General features: G+C 65.1%; 22 protein-coding genes. 4 read left to right on the top strand and 18 right to left on the bottom strand.

The features are described from left to right. Positions 1–10 precede the first annotated feature (10 nt). The 9 genes from VVT58_RS02595 to VVT58_RS02555 form a co-directional block, all read right to left on the bottom strand. The gene (locus VVT58_RS02595) at positions 11–514 is read right to left on the bottom strand and encodes an asparaginase domain-containing protein (RefSeq protein WP_327751787.1); all 504 of its coding nucleotides are present in this window, start codon (positions 512–514) and stop codon (positions 11–13) included. Between the two features lie 69 nt (positions 515–583). Beyond that, positions 584–1,396 (bottom strand): pyrroline-5-carboxylate reductase, encoded by an 813-nt coding sequence (locus VVT58_RS02590; RefSeq protein ID WP_327751786.1) that lies wholly within the window; start codon positions 1,394–1,396, stop codon positions 584–586. A 10-nt stretch (positions 1,397–1,406) separates the two neighbouring features. After that, a complete protein-coding gene (locus VVT58_RS02585) occupies positions 1,407–1,913 on the bottom strand; it encodes a YbjN domain-containing protein (RefSeq protein ID WP_066558644.1) in 507 nt (168 codons plus the stop codon). Between the two features lie 92 nt (positions 1,914–2,005). Then, on the bottom strand, positions 2,006–2,296 hold the full coding sequence (locus tag VVT58_RS02580) for an accessory factor UbiK family protein (RefSeq protein ID WP_327751784.1): 291 nt from the start codon (positions 2,294–2,296) through the stop codon (positions 2,006–2,008). Between the two features lie 45 nt (positions 2,297–2,341). Continuing rightward, positions 2,342–2,890 (bottom strand): TspO/MBR family protein, encoded by a 549-nt coding sequence (locus tag VVT58_RS02575; protein ID WP_046764665.1) that lies wholly within the window; start codon positions 2,888–2,890, stop codon positions 2,342–2,344. Between the two features lie 20 nt (positions 2,891–2,910). Continuing rightward, positions 2,911–6,015, bottom strand: coding sequence for an efflux RND transporter permease subunit (locus VVT58_RS02570; protein ID WP_327751783.1), 3,105 nt, complete (start codon positions 6,013–6,015; stop codon positions 2,911–2,913). 12 nt (positions 6,016–6,027) lie between these two features. Beyond that, positions 6,028–7,086, bottom strand: coding sequence for an efflux RND transporter periplasmic adaptor subunit (locus VVT58_RS02565; RefSeq protein WP_327751782.1), 1,059 nt, complete (start codon positions 7,084–7,086; stop codon positions 6,028–6,030). Positions 7,087–7,173: 87 nt separating this feature from the next. After that, positions 7,174–7,911: a TlyA family RNA methyltransferase gene (locus tag VVT58_RS02560; protein ID WP_327751781.1), complete on the bottom strand. Its 738-nt coding sequence runs from the start codon at positions 7,909–7,911 to the stop codon at positions 7,174–7,176. Further along, entirely contained in the window at positions 7,911–9,932 is a 2,022-nt protein-coding gene (locus VVT58_RS02555; RefSeq protein WP_327751780.1) for a protein-disulfide reductase DsbD domain-containing protein, read from the bottom strand. The genes VVT58_RS02560 and VVT58_RS02555 overlap by 1 nt, the downstream gene beginning before the upstream one ends. Before the next feature lie 77 nt (positions 9,933–10,009). Here VVT58_RS02555 and VVT58_RS02550 point away from each other — a divergent pair, with 77 nt between their 5' ends. Continuing rightward, positions 10,010–11,674, top strand: coding sequence for an alkaline phosphatase family protein (locus tag VVT58_RS02550; RefSeq protein ID WP_327751779.1), 1,665 nt, complete (start codon positions 10,010–10,012; stop codon positions 11,672–11,674). A 114-nt stretch (positions 11,675–11,788) separates the two neighbouring features. On the opposite strand, the gene epsC is transcribed toward VVT58_RS02550, so the two are convergent. The 9 genes from epsC to VVT58_RS02505 all read right to left on the bottom strand — a co-directional run bounded on the left by epsC (position 11,789) and on the right by VVT58_RS02505 (position 20,475). Next, on the bottom strand, positions 11,789–12,793 hold the full coding sequence (epsC, locus tag VVT58_RS02545) for a serine O-acetyltransferase EpsC (protein ID WP_327751778.1): 1,005 nt from the start codon (positions 12,791–12,793) through the stop codon (positions 11,789–11,791). A 91-nt stretch (positions 12,794–12,884) separates the two neighbouring features. After that, positions 12,885–14,204, bottom strand: a complete 1,320-nt coding sequence (locus VVT58_RS02540) for an ATP-binding protein (RefSeq protein ID WP_327751776.1) — start codon at positions 14,202–14,204, stop codon at positions 12,885–12,887. Continuing rightward, the gene (locus VVT58_RS02535; protein ID WP_267249286.1) at positions 14,201–14,911 is read right to left on the bottom strand and encodes a response regulator; all 711 of its coding nucleotides are present in this window, start codon (positions 14,909–14,911) and stop codon (positions 14,201–14,203) included. The genes VVT58_RS02540 and VVT58_RS02535 overlap by 4 nt, the downstream gene beginning before the upstream one ends. A gap of 191 nt (positions 14,912–15,102) precedes the next feature. Next, entirely contained in the window at positions 15,103–15,945 is an 843-nt protein-coding gene (locus tag VVT58_RS02530; protein WP_327751775.1) for a TorF family putative porin, read from the bottom strand. Positions 15,946–16,237: 292 nt separating this feature from the next. Further along, positions 16,238–17,734: a SulP family inorganic anion transporter gene (locus tag VVT58_RS02525; RefSeq protein ID WP_327751774.1), complete on the bottom strand. Its 1,497-nt coding sequence runs from the start codon at positions 17,732–17,734 to the stop codon at positions 16,238–16,240. A gap of 4 nt (positions 17,735–17,738) precedes the next feature. Continuing rightward, positions 17,739–18,437, bottom strand: coding sequence for a carbonic anhydrase (locus VVT58_RS02520; RefSeq protein WP_327751773.1), 699 nt, complete (start codon positions 18,435–18,437; stop codon positions 17,739–17,741). A gap of 207 nt (positions 18,438–18,644) precedes the next feature. Then, positions 18,645–19,355 (bottom strand): response regulator transcription factor, encoded by a 711-nt coding sequence (locus tag VVT58_RS02515; protein ID WP_327751772.1) that lies wholly within the window; start codon positions 19,353–19,355, stop codon positions 18,645–18,647. Further along, the gene (locus tag VVT58_RS02510) at positions 19,352–19,804 is read right to left on the bottom strand and encodes a hypothetical protein (RefSeq protein WP_327751771.1); all 453 of its coding nucleotides are present in this window, start codon (positions 19,802–19,804) and stop codon (positions 19,352–19,354) included. The genes VVT58_RS02515 and VVT58_RS02510 overlap by 4 nt, the downstream gene beginning before the upstream one ends. A 131-nt stretch (positions 19,805–19,935) precedes the next feature. Further along, positions 19,936–20,475, bottom strand: coding sequence for a hypothetical protein (locus VVT58_RS02505; protein ID WP_087573379.1), 540 nt, complete (start codon positions 20,473–20,475; stop codon positions 19,936–19,938). Positions 20,476–20,752: 277 nt separating this feature from the next. Here VVT58_RS02505 and VVT58_RS02500 point away from each other — a divergent pair, with 277 nt between their 5' ends. The 3 genes from VVT58_RS02500 to VVT58_RS02490 all read left to right on the top strand — a co-directional run bounded on the left by VVT58_RS02500 (position 20,753) and on the right by VVT58_RS02490 (position 24,934). Beyond that, positions 20,753–21,847: a glycosyltransferase family 4 protein gene (locus VVT58_RS02500; RefSeq protein WP_327751769.1), complete on the top strand. Its 1,095-nt coding sequence runs from the start codon at positions 20,753–20,755 to the stop codon at positions 21,845–21,847. A gap of 31 nt (positions 21,848–21,878) precedes the next feature. Further along, positions 21,879–24,113, top strand: coding sequence for an amylo-alpha-1,6-glucosidase (locus VVT58_RS02495; RefSeq protein ID WP_327751768.1), 2,235 nt, complete (start codon positions 21,879–21,881; stop codon positions 24,111–24,113). Between the two features lie 71 nt (positions 24,114–24,184). Then, positions 24,185–24,934, top strand: a complete 750-nt coding sequence (locus VVT58_RS02490) for an SDR family NAD(P)-dependent oxidoreductase (RefSeq protein ID WP_327751767.1) — start codon at positions 24,185–24,187, stop codon at positions 24,932–24,934. Positions 24,935–24,951 lie beyond the last annotated feature (17 nt).

Genomic DNA, 24,951 nt, shown 5'->3' with positions numbered 1-24,951 from the left:
GCAAACGCACTCAATCCCTGGTCGGAACGAAGGCGCCCTTGACGCGATCCTTCACGACCTTGCCGGCGTTAAAGACGGACCCGCTCATGGTGATGTAGACGCCGGGCGCCGCGACCTGGACCGTGGCGAAGGCCATGCCGAGATTGAAGCTGGCGTCACTCTCCCCGAAGCGCGCCGGGGCAAGCGCACCGACCAGAACCACCGTCTTGCCGGGGATGGCGGAGAGAAATTTCGCCGTTTCCGTCATCGTATCGGTGCCGTGGGTGATGATGACATGGCTTTCCGGCGCGGCGGCGACGCGATCGCGGATCAGCGCCCGGTCGGCATCGTCCAGTTCCAGACTATCCTTGCGCACCACTTCCTCGATGCGGAAGGGCCGCTTGACCCGAGCGATGTCGAACAGCTTCGCCATCACTGTCTCCCCGACCTGATAATCGGACAGCGCATCGAAATAAATCTTGTCGATCGTCCCGCCGGTGGTGAGGACAAGAATGGGCGTTTCGGGCGACAGCATTGCAGGACTCCAGAGGGGGAAGGCCGCCCCCCTTAAAGCATTTCCATGGTGACGTGAACCGCTGCGGCTTTATTGGCCCCTGGCCATTTCCTCGCCTCGGTCGCGGGCGGCGACCAACGTATCGGTCAGCAGCTTCAGCAACCGATCATCGGCGTCGAGCACGTTCAGCCCCTGCCGCGTCATGCCGCCGGGGCTGGCGACGCGGTCAGCCAGAACGGCAGGGCTTTCGCTGGCCATGGCCGCCATGCTGGCCGAACCGCGCACCGTGGCGAGCGCCATGCGGGCGGCCTGATCGGCGGGCAGGCCAAGCGCTTCACCGGCACGCGCAAAGGCATCGACGAAACGGAACAGAAAGGCGGGGCCGCATCCGGAAAGCGCGGTGACTTCGTTGAACTGCCCCTCATCCGCGATCCATTCGGCAAGGCCGAGCGGGGTGATGAACGCCTCCACCGCCGCTCGCGACGGCGCCGCGATGCCTGCATCCGCATGGAGCGCGGTCACACCCTCCCCAATGCCCACCGGAAGATTGGGCATGGCGCGGACGATCTCGCCCGCCGCCGGAAAGGCCGAGCGCAGATCGGCCAGCGGCGTTCCCGCCAGGATCGAGATGATCCGCACATCGGCACCGCAAAGCGGCGCGAGAAAGGCCGCGACATCGCCAAGCTGATAGGGCTTCATGCCAAGCAATATCGTGGTGCCGGCGGGCAGCGATGCCGGATAGTCGGTGACCACGGCCACCCCGTCCGCCACCGCCTTGCCGCTTGGGCGCAGCACGGTGACTTTTGCCGGATCGAGGCCGCAGGCGAGCCACCGCCGCAGCATCTGTCCCGCCATATTGCCGCAGCCGACAAGGAAAAGATGGTCGGGCCAAATATCGGTCATGGGAAATGTCTCAGGCTTCGCCGCGGGTTTCGATGAGGCTGGCGGAAATGGCTTCGGCCGGGGTCTTGCCGCCCCACAGCACGAACTGGAACACCGGGTAGAAGCGCTCGCATTCGTCGATGGCGGTTTCGACCAGGATTTGCGCCTGGTCGAGCGTCAGCACGCCGCCTGCGCCCAGCAGCGCGCCGTGGCGGAACAGCACGATGCCGCTCGACGACCACAGCTCGAAATGGCCGAGCCACAGCTGTTCGTTGATCAGACCCAGCGTTTCGTAGATGGCGGAGCGCTTGTCCTCGTTCACCCGAATGTCGGGCAGAGCGAGCAATTGCAGCACCTGATCCTCGTCGCGCCAAATGCCGCGCAACTCATATTGCGCCCACGACCCCTGCGTGCTGGCGACGATTTCATCCTCACCGACCTGATCGTAGCTCCAGCCATGCGCCTCGAAATAGGCGGCCAGCATGTCGATCGGCGCAGCCTCCTGGCCGCCATTTTCATATTCGTCGCTGTCCATCATTTGCGCGCCTTAAAGCATTTTTACCGCCGGAGGAAACCGGGGCAAGGTGGAAAATGCGTGGACAACTTCGCTTCTGCCGTGGAAACCGGCAGTTATTCCCCATCCTTGGGCTTGGCGCGCACCGTCTTCTTGACAGTTTCGGGCGCCTTGCCCTCCAGCGCGTCGAGGCGGGCCTTAAGCAATTCCATCTCCTCGCGGGCGGCGGCGGCCAGCGCCTTGACGGCGTCGAATTCATCGCGGTTGACGAAATCCATGCCGCCAATCCACTGCTTGGCCTTTTCGCGGGCGTTGGTCTCAAATTCCCGGCTCATGCCCGCAACCGTTCCGGCCGCGCCGTTCACCAGCTTGGCAAGGTCGTCGAAAAAGCGGTTTTCGCTCTGCATGATGCTTCGTCCTTCCGTGCGGCGCCGTTCTACCGGCGCCAAAAATCATATCTGGGTCTGGAATGCGGGTTTGCCAAGGCTTTCCGCATCCGGATTGAGGCGGCCGATCTCATAGTTGAGGTAGGAGGCGAAGGCCAGCCAGCACAGATAGGGCAGCAACAAAAGGCCCGCGATGCGCCGAACGCGCCAGAACAGCGCGATCGTGACCGCCACCAGCGCGAACAGGATCAAGATCAGCACCAGCGCCTGGTCCACCTGATGCGCGCGGAAGAAAAGCGGCGACCAGAGCAGGTTCAGCACCAACTGCACAAGAAAGACGCCGATGGCGATCCCCCGGCCCGTCGCCCCACGGGCATGCAGGACGATCGCCAGCGCCAGCGCCATGAGGATATAGAGGATCGTCCAGGCCAGCCCGAAGGCCCAGCCAGGCGGGATGATGTCCGGCTTGGCCAGCGCCGCGAACCAGCGATTGCCATAGCCACTATTGGCAAGCTTGCCGGAAAGAAAGCCAAGGAAAACAATGGCGGGCACAGTAACCAATGCCCAGCGCGCATAGGCAAGACGTAATTGACCCGGAGACGCAATCTCGTTCATCGGCAACGAAGCTCCACCTTTTACTCAGCGGCTTCGGGCGAATCCTTCAAGGCCGAGTCAAGCCGCCGACTGACGGTTTGCGGTGAAACGGTTCGTCCTGCAACCCGCGAATAGAGGATCGGGATCAGGAACAGCGTGATCAGCGTCGCCAGGCTGACGCCCGAAACCACCACCACGCCGATCGAATGGCGCGCCGCCGCGCCCGCGCCGCCGCGAATGACCAGCGGAACGGCGCCGATGACGGTGGCGATGGAGGTCATCAGGATCGGGCGCAGGCGGCGGGCCGCCGCCTGACGGATGGCCTGGCCGATCTCCAGCCCCTCGTCCCGTAGCTGGTTGGCGAATTCGACGATCAGGATGCCGTTCTTCGCCGCCAGCCCCACCAGCATGACGATGCCGATCTGGCTGTAGAGATTGACCGACCCGCCCGTCAGCGCAAGGCCCAGCACGCCGCCCGCGACCGCCAGCGGGACGGTGGCGATGATGACGCCGGGATGGATGAAGCTTTCGAACTGCGCGGCGAGCAGCAGATAGACGATCAATATGGTGAGCCCGAAGACCAGCCAGATCGACCCGCCGGTTTCGCGCAACGACTGGCTCTCCCCGCGATAGCCGATGGCAAGGATCTCCGGCGATTGGCGAGCCTGGTCTTCCAGGAAGTTCAGCGCCTCGCCCAGCGAATAGCCGGGCGCCAGCGCGGCGGTAAGGGTGATGGCGCGCAGCTTGTTATAGCGGTTGAGCTGGCGCGGGCCGGCGACTTCGCGGACGGTGACGACGGCGGACAAGGGCACCAGGGCGCCGGTGCGGCTGCGTACATTGATGCGTTCCAGGTCCGCCTGGGTCTGGCGCCCCTCCCGCTCGGCCTGCACCAGCACGCGATATTCCTCGCCCCGGTCGACATAGGTGGTGACGCGGCGGGAGCCGAGCAGGGTCTGCAACGCCTGGCTGATGTCGTTGGCCGACACGCCCAGATCGCCCGCCCGCTGCTGATCCACCTCGATCCGCATCTGCGGCTTGGTCTCCTTGTAATCGGAATCGAGGTTGATGAAGCCCGGGTTGGTCGCGGCGGCGGCCATGATGCGGTCGCGCGCGGCGACCAGCCCCTCATAGGTCGATCCGGCCAGCACCAGATTGACCGGCAGGCCGCGTCCCCGGCCTAGCCCCGAACGCGGCGCGACATTGCCGCGCACGCCCGGCTGGTTGGCGATGATCTTGTTGATCGTGTCGGCCACCTGTGCCGTAGTGACGGTCCTATCCTCCCACGGACGCAAGAAGGCGATGATGTTGCCGCCGTTGAAATCGTCGCTGCTGCTGAAACCGGCGGGCGCGCGGATGTTCAGCACTTGGAGAATGCCCTTGTCGCGCAACGGCTGAAGATCGGCTTCGATCCTCTTCATATAGGTCATCATGCGGTCGAAGCCGGTTCCTTCGGGCGCCGTCACCTGGCCGTCGACCACGCCGGTATCCTCCGCCGGGGCGAGTTCGGTCGGCAGCATGGTGAACAGGGCACCCGCACCGGCAAGGAACAGGACCACCGGAATGAAGGCGATGGCAGGCCGTTTCAGCACGCGGTCGAGCAGGCGCGCATAGGCCGCCTCCAGCCGCTGGAACCGATCATCCACCCAGCGCGACAGGCGGGACCGGTCGGAATGGCGCAGCAGTTTCGAACAGAGCATCGGCGCGAGGCTCAAGGAGATGAAGCCCGAAAAGGCGATGGCGGCGATCATCGCAATGGCGAGTTCGCGGAACAGCAGGCCGGTCTGCCCGGCGAGGAACATGACCGGCACAAACACCGCGCAGACCACCAGCGTCGTCGAAATAATGGCAAAACCCACCTGCCGCGTGCCGAGATAGGAGGCGACCAGCGGGTCTTCCCCCTGCTCGATGCGGTGATAGACATTTTCGAGCACGACGATGGCGTCGTCCACCACCAGCCCGATAGCCAGCACGAAGGCGAGCAGGGTCAGCAGGTTGATCGACAGGCCCAGCAGCCACATGACGGCGCAGGTCGCCAGCAGGCAGATCGGCACCGTGATCGACGGGATGATCGTCGCCCGCAACGAGCCGAGGAACAGGAAGATGACGAGGACCACGAGCAGCGCCGCTTCGCCCAGTGTGTCGTAGACATTGTCGATGGCGCGGCTGATGAACAGCGATTCGTCCGATCCGACGGTGACCTTCATGCCCGCCGGAAGCGTGGGACGCAGTTCAGCGATCAGCGCCTTCGCCTTTTCCGCGACGTCCAGCGTGTTGGCGCCAGACTGGCGGATGATGCCCACGCCGACGCCGGTGGCGGCGTTGGAGCGGAAGGAGGTGTAGGGATTTTCCGCGCCCTGCTCGATCCGCGCGACATCGCCCAGCTTCACCTGATAGCCGTCCGCGCCACGCCCGACGACCAGCCCGGCAAATTGCTCGGGCGTGGAAAAGGCGCGCTCGACACGCAGCGTCTGGTTCTGGTCCTTCGATTCGAAGCGTCCGGCCGGCAGTTCCACATTCTGGGCGCGCAGGGCGGCTTCGATATCACCGGGCGTGATGCCGAACGCGGCGAGCTTCTCGGCATTCAGCCAGATGCGGGTGGAGGGCCGCTCGTCGCCGCCGCCAGTGACGCGGGCAACGCCGTCAATGGCCGAAAAGCGGTCCAGCACGTTGCGGTCGAGATAGTCGGCAATCTGCGTGGGGGTCCAGCCGTCCCTGGTGAAGACGATGAACAATATCGCCCGCGCATCGGCATCGACCTTCCGGATTTCCGGGGCCAGCGCGTCCTCGGGCAAATCCTCCACAACGCCGCCCACCCGATCGCGCACGTCATTGGCGGCGGAATCGATGTCCCGCGACGGATCGAATTCGATGCTGACCGATGAAACGCCGTCACGCGAGGTCGAGGTGATGTTCTGAATGCCCTGGACGCCCGCGACGCCATCCTCGATGATCTGGGTGATGCGGGTTTCCACCACCGAAGCCGCCGCGCCGGTATAGCTGGTCTCGACCGAGACGATCGGCGGGTCGGTATCGGGATATTCGCGGATGGAAAGGCTGAGATAGCCGACCACCCCAACGATGCAGAGCAGCACCGCGATGACCGCCGCGAAGACCGGACGACGGACGGACAGGTCCGATAGCTGCATGGCCCTGCCTCCCTAACCGGCCGCCCGGTCGGCGCTCGCGCTTGTCGCTTCCGGCTTGTCGCCCGGCAGGCGCACCGGCACGCCATCGGTCAGCTTGACGACGCCATCGGTGACGACGGTCTGGCCCGGCTTCACCCCGCCCAATATCTCGACCAGACCGTTCTGGCGGATGCCGGTGTCGACCTTGGTCCGCTTGGCCTTGCCATCCTCCACCACGAAGACGAAGCGATCCTCGCCGTCGCCCACCACCGCCAGTTCCGGTACGGCCAGCGACTGGCGCTGCTTCGCGATCACATTGACGGTCAGCAGCATGCCGGGTTTCAGGGCGCGGTCGGGATTGGGCAGGATCGCCCGTATCCTGACGGCGCGGGTGGCGGGATCGATCACCGGGTCGATGGTGGCGATCGTGCCGGTGAAGGGCCGGTCGGGCCAGGCGGCGGAGATTGCCTTGATCGCCTGCCCTTCCCGGATCATCGACAGGCGGGTTTCGGGAATGGTGAAGTCCAGCTTGATCCGCGAAATATCGCTGACCGTCGCGATCGGGGTGCCGGCGGTGACGATGGCGCCGGGCGATACGGTGCGCAGGCTAACCCAGCCGGGGAAAGGCGCGCGGATCACCCGATCCCCGATGGAAGCGCGGGCCTGTTGCGCACTGGCGCGGGCGGCGTTCGCCAGCGCGACCTGGCTGTCGAGACTGGCGGCGGTCGCAAACCCCCGCGCTTTCAACGCCTGGATGCGGTCCAGTTGCTGCTGGGCCTGCAACGCCTGAGCCTGGGCGGCGGCGAGTTCGGCCTGTTCCTGCCCCACAGCCAGAGTGGCGATCACCTGCCCCTTGCTGACAAAGCCCCCGTCGCTGAAATGGATAGAGGTTATACGCTCCGTCACCGGGGCGGACAGCACCACCTGTTCATTGGCGAAGGCGGTGCCGACGGCGTCCAGATTGTCGGTGAAGCTTTCGGACGCGATCGGCGCGGCTTCGACCAACGCTGGCGGACGCGCCTTCTTTTCCTTTTGACCGCCACAGGCGGAAAGGGTCAGCGCGATCAGGAAGATAGGCAGGATGGTGCGCATGGGATCGGGCTAATCGGCCTTTGCAAGCGACTCAAATGGGCATTTGTCGCGAATGGTAACTATAGCGACGAAACGAATAGGGCGGGATTATCCACCAAATATTGCGGACAGGAGAAATTCGACATTGCCCTGCGGTCCGGTGATCGGGCTGGCGGTGATGCCTTCGACCTGCCACCCCTTGGACAGCGCCCAGTCCCGCACCTCATTGCACACCCGTTCATGGATGGCGGGATCGCGCACCACGCCGCCCTTGCCGACTTCCTCCCGCCCCGCCTCGAACTGGGGCTTGATCAGGGCGACGAGGCGGGCGCCGGGGCGGGCGAAGCTCAAGGGGCGGTCCAGCACCTTGGCAAGCGAGATGAAGCTGGCGTCGCAGACGATGATGTCGACCGGCTCCGGGATATGATCGGCGGTCAGGATGCGGGCGCTGGTCTGTTCATGGACGATGACGCGGGGGTCGGAGCGCAGCTTCCACGCAAGCTGGTTGGTGCCACTGTCCACCGCATAGACCCGCGCCGCGCCATGGGTCAGCAGGACGTCGGTGAAGCCGCCGGTCGAACTGCCGACATCGATGGCGACGGCGCCGGTCACGTCGATATGGAAATGCTCCAGCGCATGGGCGAGCTTGATGCCGCCACGCGATACCCAGGGATGATCGCGGCCCTTCACCTCCAGCTCGGCGTCGGCGGCGACCTGCTGGCCCGCCTTTTCGATCTTTCTTTCGCCCAGGAAGACGAGGCCCGCGAGGATGAGCGCCTGTGCGCGGGCGCGGCTTTCGGCCAAGCCGTTGTCGACAAGCAACTGATCGGCGCGGATCTTGGCCATCAGGGCACCAGAGCCGTCAGGGTGGCAGGGGTCAGAAGCTGGGGCAAGGTCTGCGCCTCCCTGCCGGGGGCGTACCACAGATAGAGCGGGACGCCGGAACGCCCCTGCCCTTCCAGAAACCGGGTGATGGCGGGGTCCGCATTGGTCCAGTCGCCCACCATCACGGTGACGCCTGCCTTCCCGAAAGCGGCGCGGGTTTCGCTGCGGTCGATGGCGGCGGCTTCATTGGCCTTGCAGGTAAGGCACCAGTCGGCGGTGAAATAGAGGAAGACCGGCTTCCTGGCGGCGCGCAAGCTGGCGAGACGGGCTTCGTCGAAGGGCACGCCCCTTGCCGATGCCGCAGCGGCAGGCGCGTGGGTGGGGAGCAGCGCTGCGGCTCCGGCGAACAGGATGAACGCGGCGCAGACCACCGCCAGCCCGCCGCGCAGGCCGTGCCGCTGCCTGCGCCCCAGCCACCAGAGGAAGACCGCAAGCATCAGCGCCGCGCCAAGACCGAGAAGGATGGCCGGAACGCCCCTTTGCTGGCCGAGCAGCCACAGCAGGCCAAGCGCGGTCAGCGCCATTGGGATCGCCAATATCTTCTGAAGGCGCCCCATCCACGGACCGGGCTTGGGCAGGCGGGTGCGGAGCGCGGGGACATAGGCCAGCGCCAGAAAGGGCAGCGCCAGTCCAAGGCCAAGGCCCGCGAAGATCGCCAGCGCCGCGGCCAACGGCAGGATGAGGGCCGCCCCCATGGCCGCGCCCATGAACGGCCCAGTGCAGGGCGTCGCGACGAAGGCGACCAGCGCGCCGGTCCAGAAGGCGCCGGAAGCCCCACCCTTCCCCGCCAGCCTGTCGCCGCCGCCAAAAGCGCTGAGTTCGAACAGTCCGGCAAGGTTGAGCGTGATCGCCGTCACCAGCAGCAGCAGCAGCAGGATGATGCGCGGATCCTGCAACTGGAAGGCCCAGCCGACCGCCGTACCTGCGGCGCGCAGGCCGAGAAGCAGGCCACCCAGAGCGAGGCAGGTAAGGATGATGCCGAGACTATAGGCCAATGCTTCGTGCCGAACGATGCGCTCATCGCCGCCCGCGCGGGCAAGCTTCATCGCCTTGAGTCCGAGAATCGGAAAGACGCAGGGCATGATGTTGAGCAGCAGACCGCCCAGCAGCGCTCCACCCAGCGCGATCAGGACGGTGTGGAGCGTGGCGGACCGGACGGCGGGAACGGCGCCGGGCTGGGCCGTCAACAGGAAGCCCACATGATCGCCGGTGCGCAGGACGGCCTGGACCGGGCCGGATTTCAAGCCCTGCCCGGCTTCGGTTTCGATCAGCAGCCGGTCGCCCTGGCGCGTGACCTTTTGCGGGGCGGCATAGCGGGTCAGGCCATCGGCAAGCGCGAAGAGATGGACGTCGCGGGCGCTCGCCGCCGCCGGGAAGGGCACGGACAGGCGCAGGCGGCCATCGACAACCGCATAGCTCGCCTCGCTGCCCAGGGGGCGTGGAAGGTGACTGCGCCAGCCGTCGAACTGCGCCCTGTTGCCGGGCAGGATCGCGCCGTCGCCTGCGGTCAGGTCCAGCGTCAGTTCGGCGCCCTCGGGCACGCAGACCTTGTCCGTGCAGGCCAGCCAGTCGGCGCGGACCTGGATCGGCAGCTTGGTGCCCACGGGCACGTCCTGCGCGATAGTCAGGTTCGCCAGCACGCCATAGGAGCCTTCATAGACATGGTTCATCAGGCCCGAGATCAGCAGCGTCTCCGGCACCGGATAACGCAGCGCGCCGACGGTCACGCCCTTGGGCAACGTCCATTTGACCGTCATGCCCAGGCCCGCATCGCCCGGATTTTCCCAATAGCCGTGCCAGCCCGGCTCGGGCGTCATGGAAAAGGCGATGGCCGTGCCTTTCCCCGGCTGCGGCGTTGCGCTTTCGGTGGTCAGTTCCGCCGCGATATGGGGCGTGCCCTGACCAAAGGCGCCCTGCGCCCGCGCCGCAGTCGGCGCGAGCAGCAAAAAGACTGTCATCAGAAGGACATGAAAAAACCGCATCGGGCCTCTGTTCCGGTAGACGCAAGGGGGCTAGGTCCCGATGCATCCGCCGTCAAGGCATCAGAAGGTATACCATAATGTTGAAAAATATCGTGGCCGCCCTGCTTCTGGCCAGTTCGCTGCCGGCCCTGGCCCAGACCCCGGCGGCGCCTCCCGCCCCGGCAACCGCTCCCATCACTCCGCCCAAGCTGATCGTCGCCATCTCCGTCGACCAGTTTTCCGCTGATCTGTTCAGCGAATACCGGCAATATTACAGCGGCGGCCTCAAGCGGCTAACGGAGCAGGGCATCGTCTTCCCTCGCGGCTATCAGAGCCACGCCGCGACCGAAACCTGTCCCGGCCACAGCACCATCCTGACCGGCAGCCGCCCTTCGCGCACCGGCATCATCGCCAATAGCTGGTTCGACCTTGGCACCGCCCGCGCCGACAAGTCGGTCTATTGCGCGGAGGATGAGACGCAGCCGGGAACAAGCAGCGACAATTACCAGGCCTCCCCGGTGCATCTGAAGGTGCCGACGCTGGGCGGACGCATGAAGATCGCCAATCCGGCCACCCGCGTCGTATCGGTCGCGGGCAAGGACCGCGCCGCCATCATGATGGGCGGGCCGACCGCCGATCAGGTCTGGTGGCTTGGCGGACCGAAGGGCTATGTCAGCTACAAGGGCGTGGCGACGCCGCCATTGGTGGCCAAGGTCAACGACGTCATGGCCCAGCGGCTGGCGGAGGCCAATCCCGGCTTCGAACTGCCGCCGCAATGCGTGGCCAAGGATTTCCCGGTGAAAGCCGGGGACCGCACCGTCGGCACTGGCCGCTTCACGCGGGAAGCAGGCGATTACAAGGGTTTCCGCATCTCGCCCGAGCAGGACGCGATGACCCTGGCCTTCGCCGCCGCCGCCATAGAGACTATGGCGCTGGGCAAGCAGGCGCAGACCGACATCATCTCCATCGGCCTGTCAGCCACCGATTATATCGGCCACACCTACGGCACCGAGGGAACGGAAAGCTGCATCCAGGTCGACCGGCTCGACCGCGAGCTGGGAGCCTTTTTCGACCGGCTGGACAAGGATGGGCTGGACTATGTGGTGGTGCTGACCGCCGATCATGGCGGCCATGACCTGCCCGAACGGCATCGGCTGAACGCTATGCCGATGGAGCAGCGCGTCGACAAGATGCTGACGCCCAAGGCTCTGTCGGCGGCCATCGCGGAGAAGACCGGCATCACGGGCAAGACCTTGATCTGGGGCGATGGTCCGGCGGGCGACCTTTATTTCGACCGTAGCCTGACGGCGGCGCAGCGGACCAAGGTGGAAGCCGCGACCCTCGCCCTGCTCCGCGCCCATCCCCAGGTCCAGACCGTGTTCACCAAGACGGAGATCGCCGCCACGCCTTCACCTTCCGGCCCGCCGGAAAGCTGGTCGTTGATCCAGGAGGCCCGCGCCAGCTTCGATCCGCAGCGTTCGGGCGATCTGCTCCTGCTGCTGAAGCCGCGCGTCATGTCGATCCCCGAACAGGCGGTTATGGGAGCGGTCGCGACCCATGGATCGCCCTGGGATACGGATCGCCGCGTGCCGATCCTGTTCTGGCGCAAGGGGCTGGCCCATTTCGAACAGCCGCTGGGCATCGAGACGGTCGACATCATGCCGACGCTGGCCGCGCTGATCAAATTGCCGGTGCCCAAGGAGCAGATCGACGGACGCTGCCTCGATCTGATCGCAGGGGACGGGGATAGCTGCGCCAATTAGTTACGCACACCGTGTTCCTGCGCAGGCAGGAACCCAGTTCAGACGTTTCCTAATCAGATCGAGGGCGGGACTGGACTCCTGCCTGCGCAGGAGTACGGCGCACCTGATGCAGCCTCAGATATTCTCCGCTATCCCGTCGCGCCCTTCCTCCACCAATGCGTGAACGCGATGGGGGGCGGAGACTTCCACCCGGCTGGTCACTTCATAATGCGCCTTGGCCTGACGGACATTGCTGTCGGCGGGCACGCTGTCCGTCAGCCAGACATTGCCGCCGATCACTGACCGGCTGCCGATGATGATGCGGCCCAATATCGTCGCGCCGGCATAGATCACCACATCATCCTCGATGATCGGATGGCGCGGCAGAGCCTTTTCCAGCGCGCCCTTCCCGTCCGCCGGAAAGCTGCGCGCGCCGAGCGTCACGCCCTGATAGATGCGCACCCGGTCCCCCACGATCGCCGTCTCCCCGATCACCACGCCGGTGCCATGGTCGATGAAGAAGCTGTGGCCGATCTTCGCGCCCGGATGAATGTCGATCCCTGTGCTGCCATGCGCGATTTCGGAGATGATCCGCGCCACCAGCGGCGCGCCCAATTGATAGAGCCGATGCGCCAGGCGATGATGGGTGATCGCCATCATCGAAGGATAGCAGATCAGCACCTCGTCCACGCTGCGCGCGGCGGGATCGCCCAGAAAGGCCGCCTCCACATCGCTGTCGAGCAGTTCGCGCAGGGCCGCCAGGCTTTCCGCGAAGGCGCCGATGATGCGCGTCGCTTCCCGGTCCACGGTTTCGATCGGATCGTCCTTCATCGCGTAGATGAGTTCGAGCCGGATTTGCCCGTAAAGGCGGCTCAGCACCGTCTGCAACGTCTGGGCGACATAGGCGTCCTCATTATGCAGGCGCACGAAGCTGGGGCCGAGACGCAGCGGAAACAGCGCGCCGCACAGCGCCGCCATGATCTTGGTCAGCGTGGCGCGGGAGGGAAATCCCTCCGCGCCATATTCGGCATGATGATCCTGCGCCAGCCGCCAGCGCCGCCGCACGGCGCCCAATTCGGCCGCCAGCCGGTCGATATCCCAATAACCCTGGGCGATTTCCTTTTCGCCTTCTACCGTCATATGCGCCTCTTTTGATACAGGCGCCCGGCATAGCGCGGCATCTCGCTCCACGGTAAATGAGTTTTGCTTGGGGGTGGGCAGATTCTCTTTGTCAGCGTTTCTGGACAACGGCCGGCAGATGCAGACAGATTTCCACTCTCAATCCGCCCTCCGGCCGATTGGCGAGGGTCAGCTCGCCCCCCTCCAACTCCACCGACCGCGCAACGATGGCGAGACCCAGGCCAAGCCCCCGCGTGTTGCGCTGCCGCGCCTCGTCCAGCCGGGCGAAGGGCTTCAACACCTCATCCAGCTTGTCGCGGGGGATGCCGGGACCGTCATCATCGACGCGGATCAGGACTTCCCGGTCTTGACGCTCGAGCGTGACGCGTGCGCGGCTGCCATAATGCAGGGCGTTTTCGATGAGATTGACGATCGCCCGGCGCAGGGTCAGCGAGCGCACCGCCATTTCCAGATGGTCGGGCCCGGCATAATCCACATCCCTGCCCTGATCCTGAAAAGCGTCGACCACCGTCGCCACCAGCACCGCCAGATCGGTGCGCACCGGCGGCTCGCCATTTTTCTCACCACCCAGGAAAGCGAGCAGCGAGTCGATCATCTCGCCCATTTCCGTGAGGTCGTCCTCGATCGCCTCCCGCGCTTCATTGTCGGGAAGGCTTTCCAGCCGCAGCCGCAACCGGGCGAGCGGCGTGCGCATGTCGTGCCCGACGGCGGCGAGCGTCTCGGTCCGCTCGGTGATCAGGCGATGGATGCGCGTCTGCATCGCGTTGAAGGCGCGGATGAGGTTGCGGACATCGTTGGAGCCGCCCTCCTCCACCACAACTTCGTCACTGAGGCCGATGCGCTCCGTCGCCCTGGTCAGGTCGCGCAGCGGCGCCAGCGTGCGCCGGATCATCAGGCCGCCGACGATCAGCAGCGCCAGCACCGGGATCAGCGCCAATCCCATGCGGCCGATGGTGAAGGTCCATTTGCCGCCGCTATGCCGCATGCCGAAATAAAGCCAGCTTCCGTCCGCCAGCCTGAGGCCGCCATTGATCTCAGACACGCGCCCCGGCGATGCGAGCCTCAGCCAGAGACCCGATTGCTCCAGCGACGGTTCCCAGGTGATGATCTGGCGCCGCATCCGCTCCAGCCCCGGCGCCAGCGGCGGCGGCGGCGGAGAGGATGAGGTCCAGTGCACGTCGTAACGGTCGGTGGTCAGTTGCAGCGCCAGCGCGTGACGCTCGTCCGGCGGTTGCTCGATCAGCAGCTTGCGGGCGATGACCAGATGCTCGGCCAGGCGGCGGGCCTCGTCATCCTGCAACGAAAGATGGTTGGCCCGCTCATAGACCAGCGTGCCGACGGCAAATTCCAGCATGAGGGTCAGCAGCAGGATCGCGAAAATCTGCCCGACCAGGCTGACATGCCGTCTCAAGCGCGGCTGACCTCCGCATTGAACATATAGCCGACGCCGCGGACCGTGGTGATCGGCGCCGATCGGTCATCCGTCGTCAGCTTGCGGCGCAGGCGGCTGACGAGGACGTCGATGCTGCGGTCGCTGCTGTCTCCCATGCGGGTGCGGGAGAGTTCGATCAGCCGCTCGCGGGCGATGACGCGCTGCGGGTGGCTGAGGAAGCTGCCCAGCAGATCGAACTCCGCGCCGGTCAGGTCGACGACCGCGCCGGTGGGCGAGCGCAGTTCGCGGCGGGGGAAGTTGACGATCCAGCCGTCGAAGCGGGCTTCATTCTCGCGATGCTCGTCCGGGCCGCGCTCCACGCCGACGCGGCGCAATATGGCGCGGATGCGGGCGATCAGCTCGCGGGTGCCGAAGGGCTTGGGCAGATAGTCGTCCGCGCCCAGTTCCAGCCCGACGATGCGGTCGGTCTCGCTGCCCTTGGCGCTGATGAAGATGATGGGGACGTCGCTCTTGCGCCGGATCTGGCGGCAGAGATCAATGCCGTTGGTCCCCGGCAGCATGACGTCCAGCACGACCAGATCGACCGGACCCGCATCGAAAGCCACCCACATTTCAGGGCCGGAAGAAGCCGGACGGACCTGATAGCCATGTTCCTGCAACGCCCGCGCGGTCAGGGTACGCAGCGGCGGGTCGTCCTCTACCAGGATGATGGTCGGGGCGGTCATGCCGGAAGGCAGTGAAATTTGCACATGGGGAGCGAGATAGGTGCCACCGGGCGGAGGGTCAACCGGACGTTGCCGCAGCAACAGGGCGAAGGAACCCTAGCAACAATTTGTCACGCTCGGGACAATCATCTGTCCTGCCGCAGCAATTTTTGTCATGCCGGGCCTCGCATGGAGGCCCGGCATGCATCGCGTCAGAAGGCGGCCGAAAGGGAGAAGACCAGCTGGCTGCGCGCGATCGACTTGCCGAAATTATCGGCGTCCTGAACCATGAAGTTCGGGCGGAGATAATTTTCCTCGACCCGCGCAATGTCCGTGTCGACATAGGCGATGCCCAGCGTCAGCGGCGTGCCGGGAATGGCGACGTCCGCGCCCACCAGCCAGTCGAGATATTTGCCGGTCGGCGCGACCGAGGTGCCGTTGGGACCAAGGCCGGAGTTGCCGTTCGACCAGCCCAGATGCGCCTTCAGCGTGACCGGCGTATTCGGCACGGCGCCGCTGATGTCGCCCCAGACATAGAGATTGTCTTCCTTGTCGCCCGGATCGAAGACGGTGCAGGCGGCATCGCTGCACCATTTGCCCAGCGCTTCTTGGCTAGGCGCATAGGCGACGCCGATCAGACCCTTGACCGGACCCAGCTGGCTCGACAGCTTCACATAGGGTTCGGCAAAGTCGGTGATGTCCGCGCCCGACGGATACATGTACCAGGTCAGGCCGACGTCCAGCGTCGCGCCGCCCAGCGGGATCGCATAGCCCGCGAACAGGTCGAGTTCCATATTGGCGCCGCCGAACTGGCCCCAGCCGGCCAGGCTCGATCCCCAGGTGCCGACATAGACGCCGCTTTCATGCGTGGCGGTGACGCCGCCCTGAACGGCCATGGCCTTGTCGGACTGCGACACGCCGCGGAAGCGGTAGTCGGACACCAGCGCGACGCTGCCGGAAACGGTGACGGGGCCTGCGGGCTCTTCCTGAGCGAAAGCCGGAGCGCTGGAAAGCAGCGCAAGCGCGGCACAGGCAATCTGATACTTCATGAACATTCCCCTTTTAGGCAAGAATGTTCCGTCCTGCGTCCGCTCCGTCCGAAGATCTGTTGTTTCTTCGTCTTCGATACCGGCGGATCGAAATCAGATTACGGAGATATGTAGGATTGAGGAAACCGCTTTTCCGCAGATGCGAAAGGGAATTGCCGCACTGTGCTATAGGCAACACGATTATTTTCTTGGACCATTCCGAATGTTTCTATTTCATTTCTGTTCGACAACATAAAACCGCCGCATCACTGGGAGATGATGCGGCGGTTCGTTCATCGCCTGACGAGGGGGATGGGTGTCAGGCGACGAGGTGACGCATGCGGCCGGTGGCGCCGAACAGTTCGACCTCAGCCCCCGTGCCCCGGCGGCGATCGACCCATTCGCGGACCATTTCCGCGCACGTATGGTCGATATGGCCAAGGCGCTCGACATTCAGGATGACAAGGCGGCCGGCGGGTACGGATTCCAGCATGGCCGACAGCTTCGGCAGGCTGAGGAAGGTGGCGGTGCCATGCAACGCCACTTCATGCGCGTCGTCGCGCGCTTCTTCGTCCATGCCCAGGCGCAGGCGGCGAGCATGGGGCAGAAGCTCGATCAGCGACAGGCCGATGCCAACCAATACGCCGGTCAGCAGATCGGTCGCCACGACACAGATCAGCGTCGCCGCCCACACCACGGCCGGGAGCGGACCATAGCGGTGGAGGAGATGCTTCACATGGTCGACGCTGACCAGACGGATGCCGGTGACGACGAGGATGCCCGCCAGCGCCGCCATCGGAATTTCCCGCAGCAGCCAGGGCAGCAGGGCAACGAAGCCCAAAATCCAGACGCCGTGCAAAATGGTCGACAGCCGTGTTTTGGCCCCGGCCTGGACGTTGGCCGAACTGCGGACGATCACGCCGGTCATGGGCAGCGCGCCCGCCACGCCGCAGAGCAGATTGCCGACCCCCTGCGCGCTCAGTTCGCGGTTGTAATTGGTGCGGACGCCGTCATGCATCCGGTCGACCGCCGCCGCCGACAGCAGCGTTTCGGCGCTGGCGATGAAGGCGATGGCGATGGCCGTGGTGATGACGGCCGGGTTCATGAGCTGCTGGAGCAGCCCCTGTTCCGGCAGCGAGATCGCGGCGACGATCGATTCAGGCACGACCACGCGCGCAACCGGCAGGCCCAGGAAAAAGGCCACCAAGGTCGCTAGCACCACGCCGACCAGCGCGCCCGGCAGCAGCTTCATCGAGGCGGGGCGCAGCTTTTCCCAACCCAGCATGCCGCCGATGGTGACCAGGCCGACCGCGAAGGCGGTGGCCGCATCCTGGTTGGAGAGGCCGAAAATCTGCCCCGGCATGGCGACCAGATTGGCAAGGCCGCTCGACAGAGGCTTGTCATCGAACAGCACATGGAACTGGCCGACGACGATCAGCACGCCGATGCCCGCCAGCATGCCGTGCACCACGGCGGGCGAGATGGCGCGGAACCAGCCGCCCACGCGCAGCAGCCCTGCCACCACCTGAATGGCGCCGGCGAGGATCAGGATGGGGCCGAGGGCGGACAGCCCCTGTTTCTGCACGATTTCGAAGACGATGACCGCCAGACCCGCCGCCGGGCCGCTCACCTGCAGGGGCGATCCCGCCAGCAGGCCGACGATCAGGCCACCGATCATGCCGGTGATCAGACCCTTTTCCGGCGGCACGCCGGAGGCGATGGCGATGCCCATGCAGAGCGGCATCGCCACCAGAAAGACGACGATGGAGGCCGTGAAGTCGCGGCTGAAAGTACCGCCGGAAAATGCCTTGAGCATGGGCTTACTCCGCAGCCTCGGCATAAGCGACATCGGCCGCCAGACGCCGGGCATGCGGCAACGCGACGGGGAGCGGCTGGCCTTCGCGCAGGGGCAGGAAGCGGCCGGTCTCGCCGTCCAGACCCAGAACCTGACCCGCATGAATATCGACATACCAGCCGTGCAGCGCGATCTCGCCGCGAGCGATGCCCGACGCGACCGAAGGATGGGTGCGCAGATGGGCAAGCTGCACCACGACGTTCTCCAGCGCCATGTTGCGCAGCTTCTCCGCGTCGCTCAGATCGGCGGGATAGCTTTCGCGGCAGACCTTTTGCGCGGCATGGCTGTGGCGCAGCCAGGCGGCGACATTGGGCATGGCCGTCAGATCGGCGTCGGTGGACAGCGCCTTCATCGCGCCGCAATCGCTATGGCCGCACACGATGATGTCGCGCACGCCCAGCACCATGATGGCATATTCGACGGTCGAGGTGACGCCGCCATTCTGCGTCGCATGGGGCGGCACGATGTTGCCGGCGTTACGGCAGACGAACAGGTCGCCGGGATCGGCCTGCATGATATGTTCGGGCACGATGCGCGAATCCGCGCAGGAGATCATCAGCGCCTTGGGGTTCTGCCCATCGCTGGCGAGGCGGTTGTAGAGCGCGCTCTGGTTCGGAAAGACATGGCTTTCGAAGCTGAAGACGCGACCGATCAGATCGTTCATGTCATTGCATCCTTCTTGTCTGATGGCCGGTCAGGGGGAAGACCGGCCTTGACGATGAAGGATAGGGAAGCGTTTTTGCTGCGGCGCAGCGGCTTTGTTAAATAATATGTCTGAGCGATCGAAAGCGCGATCGGTGCGGCAGCTCGTCAGATTTCTCCGGATAAATCAATGCAATGAATGGGAAATATTCGGCCATTCCAAAGCGGCTCAGCGCCGGTCGACCACGGCGCTGAACATATATCCGCCGCCCCGCACCGTAACGATGGGCGCAGCCCGCCCGCCATGGCTGAGCTTGCGCCGCAAGCGGCTGACCAGCACATCGACGCTGCGGTCGGAGGATGGCGTGTCGCGCACTCCGGCCAGTTCCATCAGGCGGGAACGGGCGATCACCACCTGCGGATGATCGAGCAACACAAGCAGAAGCGAAAATTCAGCGGCGGTGAGGTCGACCTGCGCGCCGTCGGGGTCGAGAACCTCGCGCCGGGAGGAATCGACCACCCAGCCATCGAAGCGCGCCTCGGTCGGGCGCCGCTGGCCCAGGGCGCGCTCATTGCGGCCTCGGCGCAGCACAGCGCGCAGCCGGGCGGCCAGTTCGCGGGTCGAATAGGGTTTCGCCATATAATCGTCGGCGCCCAGCTCCAGCCCGACGACCCGGTCGACTTCGCTGCTGTTGGCGCCGACCAGGATGATCGGCACGTCGCTGCGTTCGCGGACGTCACGGCACAAATCCATGCCGTCCGGCCCGCGCAGCGCGGCGTCCAGCACGACCGCACCCACGGCCATGCTGTCCATCGCATTCCAAATGTCGCTCGCGGAGGCGGCGGAGAGGGCGCGAAAACCGCTCTCCTCCAGCGACTGGCGCACCTCATGGCGCGCCTCCCGCTGAGCCTCCGCGATCAATATCAGCGGTGGGCTCATCCGCCTGTCACGGCGCCTTTCACGGACAGCGAGTGAATGCCGTCCAGTTCATTGACCAGAACGGCGCGGTCCTGCCGGGCCACGGTGACGGCTTCAACCGAACGGGCGCCGTTATGGCGGGCGACTTCCGCCTCGATCTGGCCACGGGCGGCAGTGCAGTTGCCGGCGTGGCTGCCCGACAACGGGGCGAAACGGTGGATCGGCTTGGCGACGGCAGCGAGCGTGCGGCCCTGCACCGCGACGTCGCGGTTCACCACCAGCTCAGCCTGCCAGCGACACACCGGCACCGACGGGCGGTTGGCGAAACGGGATTCGACCTGGCGCAAGCGAACGGTCGATTCCGTCTTGTAGCTCGCCGTATAGGCGTTGGACGCATGGCTGATTTCAGCGCTGTGGATCGGGGTCGCAACGGCAAGGGCAGCCGCGCTGGACGCGAGAATGAGAAACATGGGAGCCTTCTCCTCAACAACCGGAAATGGTCGGTCGGGATTTAGGCTCCCTGAATGTCTCCGTAATTTGCCGGGCGTTACAAATTGTTGCTGGTGCGAAATATGGGCAGGATTAGTCCATCGGACAGAGGCTAATTCATCCGCACCAGCGCGCGCCGCTCCATGGCAGGTTGACCGGCGATATGATCCAGCAGCGCCGACAGCCACAGCGCATCGCTCGCCGCCCGGTGCCGATCGGCGTGGCGTCCGTCGGCAAAGGCGACGGCGGCGCCGATCCGCTGTTCATCGGCCCGATGTTCGTCCAGCAACAGCGAGACATGATCGATGAAGAAGGGCGTCGCCTGCCCCGCCGCATCGGCCAGCGTATCGAGCCAATATTGGTCGATCATGCTGTCGGCCACCATGCGCCGCCCCTGACAGGCGGCGGCCAATTCCGCCAGCACGGTTTCGACTGGCAGGCCTTCGCGATTCACTTGGCCGAGGCTCAGGCCATGCAGCGCCTCCGCCTCGGCCGACCAATGCCATCCTGCCCAGTCATCATGCGGCCGGATCAACCAGCTTTGCGCCTTTCCATCACAGGCGATGCCAACTTCGATGGGATAGGACAGGCCGTGCCGGGGCAGGCACGACGCCTCGAAATCGATCGTGAGGATCGTCAATTTACTCTCCATATTTCAAGGCCGTGTCCGCCCTTCTTCAGACCGGCCAGCCAGCTTTTCGATGCTCCCTTCCTATAAGGGGACTATGTCAGTCCGAAGTCAGCCGCGCGAAAAATGATGCGGACGGGCGCTTTCCGGCGACCAGCCGAACAGGGTCAGCGCCCGGAAAATTCGGACCTGCGGCCACAATCACTTTGCAACTTGCGGCGCTCTCAGGCTTTTAGGAAGGGCGCACGCTGCATGGTCGGGGGATCGGTGACGGCGCGCTCTTCAAAAGGAATGCCCGACCATGAAAATCGCCCAGATTGCCCCGCTTGCCGAAAGCGTGCCGCCGCGCCTGTATGGCGGCACCGAACGTATCGTATCCTATCTGACCGAAGAACTGGTCCGCCAGGGCCATGATGTGACGCTGTTCGCCAGCGGCGATTCGGTAACGCGGGCGGAACTGGTGCCGGTGACGGAGATGGCACTGCGGCTGAACCCCGAGGTACGCGATCCCATTCCCTATCATATGATGTTGCTGGACGCGATGCGCCGCCGGGCGGACGAATTCGATGCGCTGCATTTCCACATCGACCTCATCCATATGCCGCTGGTGCAGGACTTCATCGGCCGCTGCGTGACGACGCTGCATGGGCGGCTGGACCTGCCCGACCTGCCCGCTTTCTACCGCGCCTTTCCCGATCATAGTCTGGTGTCGATTTCCGACCATCAGCGTCTGCCCATGCCGCCGGTCAACTGGGCTAGGACCATCCACCACGGCCTGCCGGCGGACCTGCTGCCGGCCCGAACGGGGGCAAGCGACGGCTATCTGGCTTTTCTGGGCCGGATTTCCCCCGAAAAGCGGCCCGACCGGGCGATCCGCATCGCCGCGCGGGCGGGATTACCGCTGCGCGTCGCGGCGAAGATCGATGCGGTGGACCGGCTTTATTGGGAACAGGAAATCGCCCCGTTGGTCGAGCGCTATCCCAATATCCATTATATCGGTGAGATCAATGAAGCGCAGAAGGCCGAGTTTCTGGGCCGGGCGAGCGCCCTGCTCTTTCCCATCGACTGGCCCGAACCCTTCGGGCTGGTGATGATCGAGGCCATGGCCTGCGCGACGCCGGTCGTCGCCTTCCGCTGCGGTTCCGTGCCCGAGGTGATCGACCATGGCGTGTCGGGTTTCATCGTCGAGAGCGAGGATGAAGCCGTGGCCGCCGTCCGGAACCTGCACGCGCTGGACCGCGCGCGGGTGCGCGCCGCCTTTGACGCACGCTTCACGGCAGAGCGGATGGCCGCCGATTACGTCCAGCTTTATCATGACCTGCCCGGCGCGCGGACCCAGGCCGCCATGTTGCGCCGATTGCGCGGAGAAGGCGCCGAACTTCAGATCGTGGGATGAGCGATTTTCGAAACGATCACAGGAGAGTGGCATGACGGCAAGCCAGTTGCAGCCGGAAAACCCAGGCCCGTCAGTCCAGAACATCAATCCCGGACAGGCTTTGTCGCAGGCGCAGACCCAGTTCTTCATTCCGGCCACGGCGTCGCTGCATGAACGGCGCCCCCGCACGCTGAAACATGGGGACAGCTTCGCCGTCTTCGATCATAGCGGCGATGCGATCGCCGGACCGGGCAGTCCGGAGGGACTGTATCACCGCGACACGCGGCATTTGTCGCATCTCTACCTCACCATCAACGACACGCGGCCGATCCTGCTGAGTTCCGGGCTGCGCGACGACAATGCGATGCTGACATGCGATCTCACCAATCCCGACTTCACCGGGGGGGACGACCGGGTGACGGTGGAGCACGACCTCATCCACCTGCGCCGCACCCGCTTCCTGTGGGAAGGGGCGGTGCATGAGCGCATCACCATCCGCAATTTCGACACCGAAATCCGCACGGTCGAGGTGAATATCGGCTTTGCCGCCGATTTCGCGGACCTCTTCGAGATACGTGGCATGACGCGGCTGCGGCGGGGCACGCTGCGGGAGCCGGTGATCGGCGCGGACGCCGTGCTGCTGGGCTATGACGGGCGGGACGACAAGCGGCGCGAGACGCTGCTGCGGTTCGCCCCCGTCCCTCAGACATTGACGGAGAGCCAGGCCCGGTTCCAGGTGACGGTGCCGCCGGACGAGCGGCGCACCATCTATCTCAATATCTGCTGCCAGCCCAAGGAGCAGCCCGTCGGGGATCTTTCCAAATATTTCCTCAAGACCCTGCGGGAATCGATGCAGGCGCTCAAACAGGCGCGATCGCGCGGCGCGACGCTGTGCTCCTCCAACCAGCTTTTCAACGAAGTCGCCCGGCGGTCCGTGGCCGACATCTCCATGTTGTCGACCGACACCGAATATGGCCCCTACCCCTATGCGGGCATACCCTGGTTCAGCACGGTGTTCGGGCGCGACGCGATCATCACCGCATTGGAGACCTTATGGATGGACCCGGCGATCAGCCGGGGCGTGCTGGGCTATCTCGCTGCGCATCAGGCGACCGCGTTCGACGCCACCGCCGATGCCGAACCGGGCAAGATCCTGCACGAAGTGCGTCATGGCGAGATGGCGGAACTGGGCGAAGTGCCCTTCCGTCATTATTATGGCAGCATCGATTCCACGCCCTTGTTCGTGATGCTGGCAGGCGCCTATCTGGAGCGGACGGGGGACAGCGCGTTCATCGCCTCCATCCTGCCGAATATCGAAGCCGCGCTGGCCTGGATCGACCAGCATGGCGACCGCGACGGCGACGGCTTCGTCGAATATGGGCGCTTCACCGATCAGGGACTGGTCAATCAGGGCTGGAAGGACAGCCATGATTCCATTTTCCACGCCGACGGCAGCATCGCGCGCGGGCCGATCGCGCTGGCGGAGGTGCAGGCCTATGTCTACGGCGCCTGGCGGGCGGCCGAGGCGATCTTCATCATGCTGGACGATCCGGACAAGGCGCTGAACTATCGCGCGCGGGCGGAGGATTTGCGGGAGCGGTTCGACGCCGCCTTTTTCGATGCCGGGATCGGCACCTATGTGCTGGCGCTCGACGGCGAGAAACGGCCCTGCCGCGTGCGCTCCTCCAATGCGGGCCATGTGTTGTTCACTGGGCTGGCCAAGGAAGATCGGGCGGAGATGGTGGTCCATACGCTGATGGCGCCCGCCTCCTTTTCGGGATGGGGCGTCCGAACCATCGCCTCGACCGAGGCGCGCTACAATCCGATGAGCTATCATAACGGATCGATCTGGCCGCATGACAATGCGCTGATCGCGGCGGGCTTTTCGCGCTACGGCTACCCGGCGCAGGCGGCGAAGATCTTCGAAGGGCTGTTCGCGGCGGCCACTTATGTCGACCTGATGCGCCTGCCCGAACTGTTCTGCGGCTTCCCCCGCCGGCGGGCGCAGGGGCCGACCTTCTACCCGGTCGCTTGCAGCCCGCAGGCCTGGTCTGCCGCCGCGCCCCTGTCGCTGATCCAGTCGAGCCTGGGCCTCGGCTTCGATGTCGGCGCCGCAGAGATATTGTTGCGCGAGCCCACCTTGCCCCGCTTCATCGATGAACTCACGCTCTACGGGCTGCGCGTGGGGGATGCGGCTGTCGACATCGCTTTCGACCGGATGGGCGACAAGGTGGTGGTGAAGCCGCTCGATCGAAAGGGCCAGGCGCGCGTCGTGACCATTGCCTGACAAATGGCGCTTGGCATTGCCGGAAATAGGCTTACATCCCCAGCCATTGGGCTGAAAGGATGGAAAAAGGCATGGCAGGAACGGCGCTGATCACCGGAGCAACCGCGGGCATCGGCGCCGCATCGGCACGGCGGTTCGTGGCGGCGGGCTGGAAGGTGGTGATCACCGGACGCCGCGCCGAACGGCTGGACGCGCTGGTGGCGGAACTGGGCGCGGACAAGGTGCACGCGATCAGCTTCGACATGCGCGACGAAGCCGCCATCGATGCGGCGCTGGCTGCCCTGCCCGCCGATTTTGTTCAGATCGACCTGCTGATCAACAATGCCGGGCTGGCGCTGGGCACAGCGCCCGCGCAGCAGGCCGATCTGGGTCAATGGCGCCAGATGATCGACACCAACATCACCGGGCTTGTCACGATCACCCACAAGCTGCTGCCGCGCCTGATCGAGCGCAAGGGTGCGATCATCAACATCAGTTCGGTCGCGGCGACCTACCCCTATGCGGGCGGCAATGCCTATGGCGGAACCAAGGCGTTCGTCAGCCAGTTCTCGCTGGGCCTGCGATCGGACCTGCACGGCACCGGCGTCCGCGTGACATCGATCGAACCGGGCATGGTCGAAACGGAATTCACCCTGGTCCGCACGGGCAGCCAGACGGCGTCCGACGCGCTTTATGGCACCGCCAATCCGATGACGGCGGAGGATATCGCGGAAACCCTGTTCTGGGTCGCCACCCAGCCGGCCCATTTCAACTTCAATCGGATCGAATTGATGCCGGTCAGCCAGTCCTTCGCCGGATTTCAGGTCGCGCGCGAAGGTTAGCAATAAAATTCCAGCCT

This window comes from Sphingobium sp. SJ10-10 (assembly GCF_036038995.2).
GTDB lineage: Bacteria > Pseudomonadota > Alphaproteobacteria > Sphingomonadales > Sphingomonadaceae > Sphingobium.
Note: the sequence above shows the minus strand (reverse complement) of the source record. Positions and strands in the feature narration are given on the sequence as shown.

What these genes read in the sequence shown, in the direction of transcription:
- VVT58_RS02585 (WP_066558644.1), bottom strand. Translation starts at nt 1,913, where the DNA reads ATGATGGACAGCGACGAATATGAAAATGGCGGCCAGGAGGCTGCGCCG.
- VVT58_RS02505 (WP_087573379.1), bottom strand. Translation starts at nt 20,475, where the DNA reads ATGGAGAGTAAATTGACGATCCTCACGATCGATTTCGAGGCGTCGTGC.
- VVT58_RS02575 (WP_046764665.1), bottom strand. Translation starts at nt 2,890, where the DNA reads ATGAACGAGATTGCGTCTCCGGGTCAATTACGTCTTGCCTATGCGCGC.
- VVT58_RS02530 (WP_327751775.1), bottom strand. Translation starts at nt 15,945, where the DNA reads ATGTTCATGAAGTATCAGATTGCCTGTGCCGCGCTTGCGCTGCTTTCC.
- VVT58_RS02570 (WP_327751783.1), bottom strand. Translation starts at nt 6,015, where the DNA reads ATGCAGCTATCGGACCTGTCCGTCCGTCGTCCGGTCTTCGCGGCGGTC.
- epsC (WP_327751778.1), bottom strand. Translation starts at nt 12,793, where the DNA reads ATGACGGTAGAAGGCGAAAAGGAAATCGCCCAGGGTTATTGGGATATC.
- VVT58_RS02590 (WP_327751786.1), bottom strand. Translation starts at nt 1,396, where the DNA reads ATGACCGATATTTGGCCCGACCATCTTTTCCTTGTCGGCTGCGGCAAT.
- VVT58_RS02510 (WP_327751771.1), bottom strand. Translation starts at nt 19,804, where the DNA reads ATGTTTCTCATTCTCGCGTCCAGCGCGGCTGCCCTTGCCGTTGCGACC.
- VVT58_RS02550 (WP_327751779.1), top strand. Translation starts at nt 10,010, where the DNA reads ATGTTGAAAAATATCGTGGCCGCCCTGCTTCTGGCCAGTTCGCTGCCG.
- VVT58_RS02500 (WP_327751769.1), top strand. Translation starts at nt 20,753, where the DNA reads ATGAAAATCGCCCAGATTGCCCCGCTTGCCGAAAGCGTGCCGCCGCGC.
- VVT58_RS02525 (WP_327751774.1), bottom strand. Translation starts at nt 17,734, where the DNA reads ATGCTCAAGGCATTTTCCGGCGGTACTTTCAGCCGCGACTTCACGGCC.
- VVT58_RS02520 (WP_327751773.1), bottom strand. Translation starts at nt 18,437, where the DNA reads ATGAACGATCTGATCGGTCGCGTCTTCAGCTTCGAAAGCCATGTCTTT.
- VVT58_RS02495 (WP_327751768.1), top strand. Translation starts at nt 21,879, where the DNA reads ATGACGGCAAGCCAGTTGCAGCCGGAAAACCCAGGCCCGTCAGTCCAG.
- VVT58_RS02555 (WP_327751780.1), bottom strand. Translation starts at nt 9,932, where the DNA reads ATGCGGTTTTTTCATGTCCTTCTGATGACAGTCTTTTTGCTGCTCGCG.
- VVT58_RS02565 (WP_327751782.1), bottom strand. Translation starts at nt 7,086, where the DNA reads ATGCGCACCATCCTGCCTATCTTCCTGATCGCGCTGACCCTTTCCGCC.
- VVT58_RS02490 (WP_327751767.1), top strand. Translation starts at nt 24,185, where the DNA reads ATGGCAGGAACGGCGCTGATCACCGGAGCAACCGCGGGCATCGGCGCC.
- VVT58_RS02515 (WP_327751772.1), bottom strand. Translation starts at nt 19,355, where the DNA reads ATGAGCCCACCGCTGATATTGATCGCGGAGGCTCAGCGGGAGGCGCGC.
- VVT58_RS02595 (WP_327751787.1), bottom strand. Translation starts at nt 514, where the DNA reads ATGCTGTCGCCCGAAACGCCCATTCTTGTCCTCACCACCGGCGGGACG.
- VVT58_RS02560 (WP_327751781.1), bottom strand. Translation starts at nt 7,911, where the DNA reads ATGGCCAAGATCCGCGCCGATCAGTTGCTTGTCGACAACGGCTTGGCC.
- VVT58_RS02580 (WP_327751784.1), bottom strand. Translation starts at nt 2,296, where the DNA reads ATGCAGAGCGAAAACCGCTTTTTCGACGACCTTGCCAAGCTGGTGAAC.
- VVT58_RS02535 (WP_267249286.1), bottom strand. Translation starts at nt 14,911, where the DNA reads ATGACCGCCCCGACCATCATCCTGGTAGAGGACGACCCGCCGCTGCGT.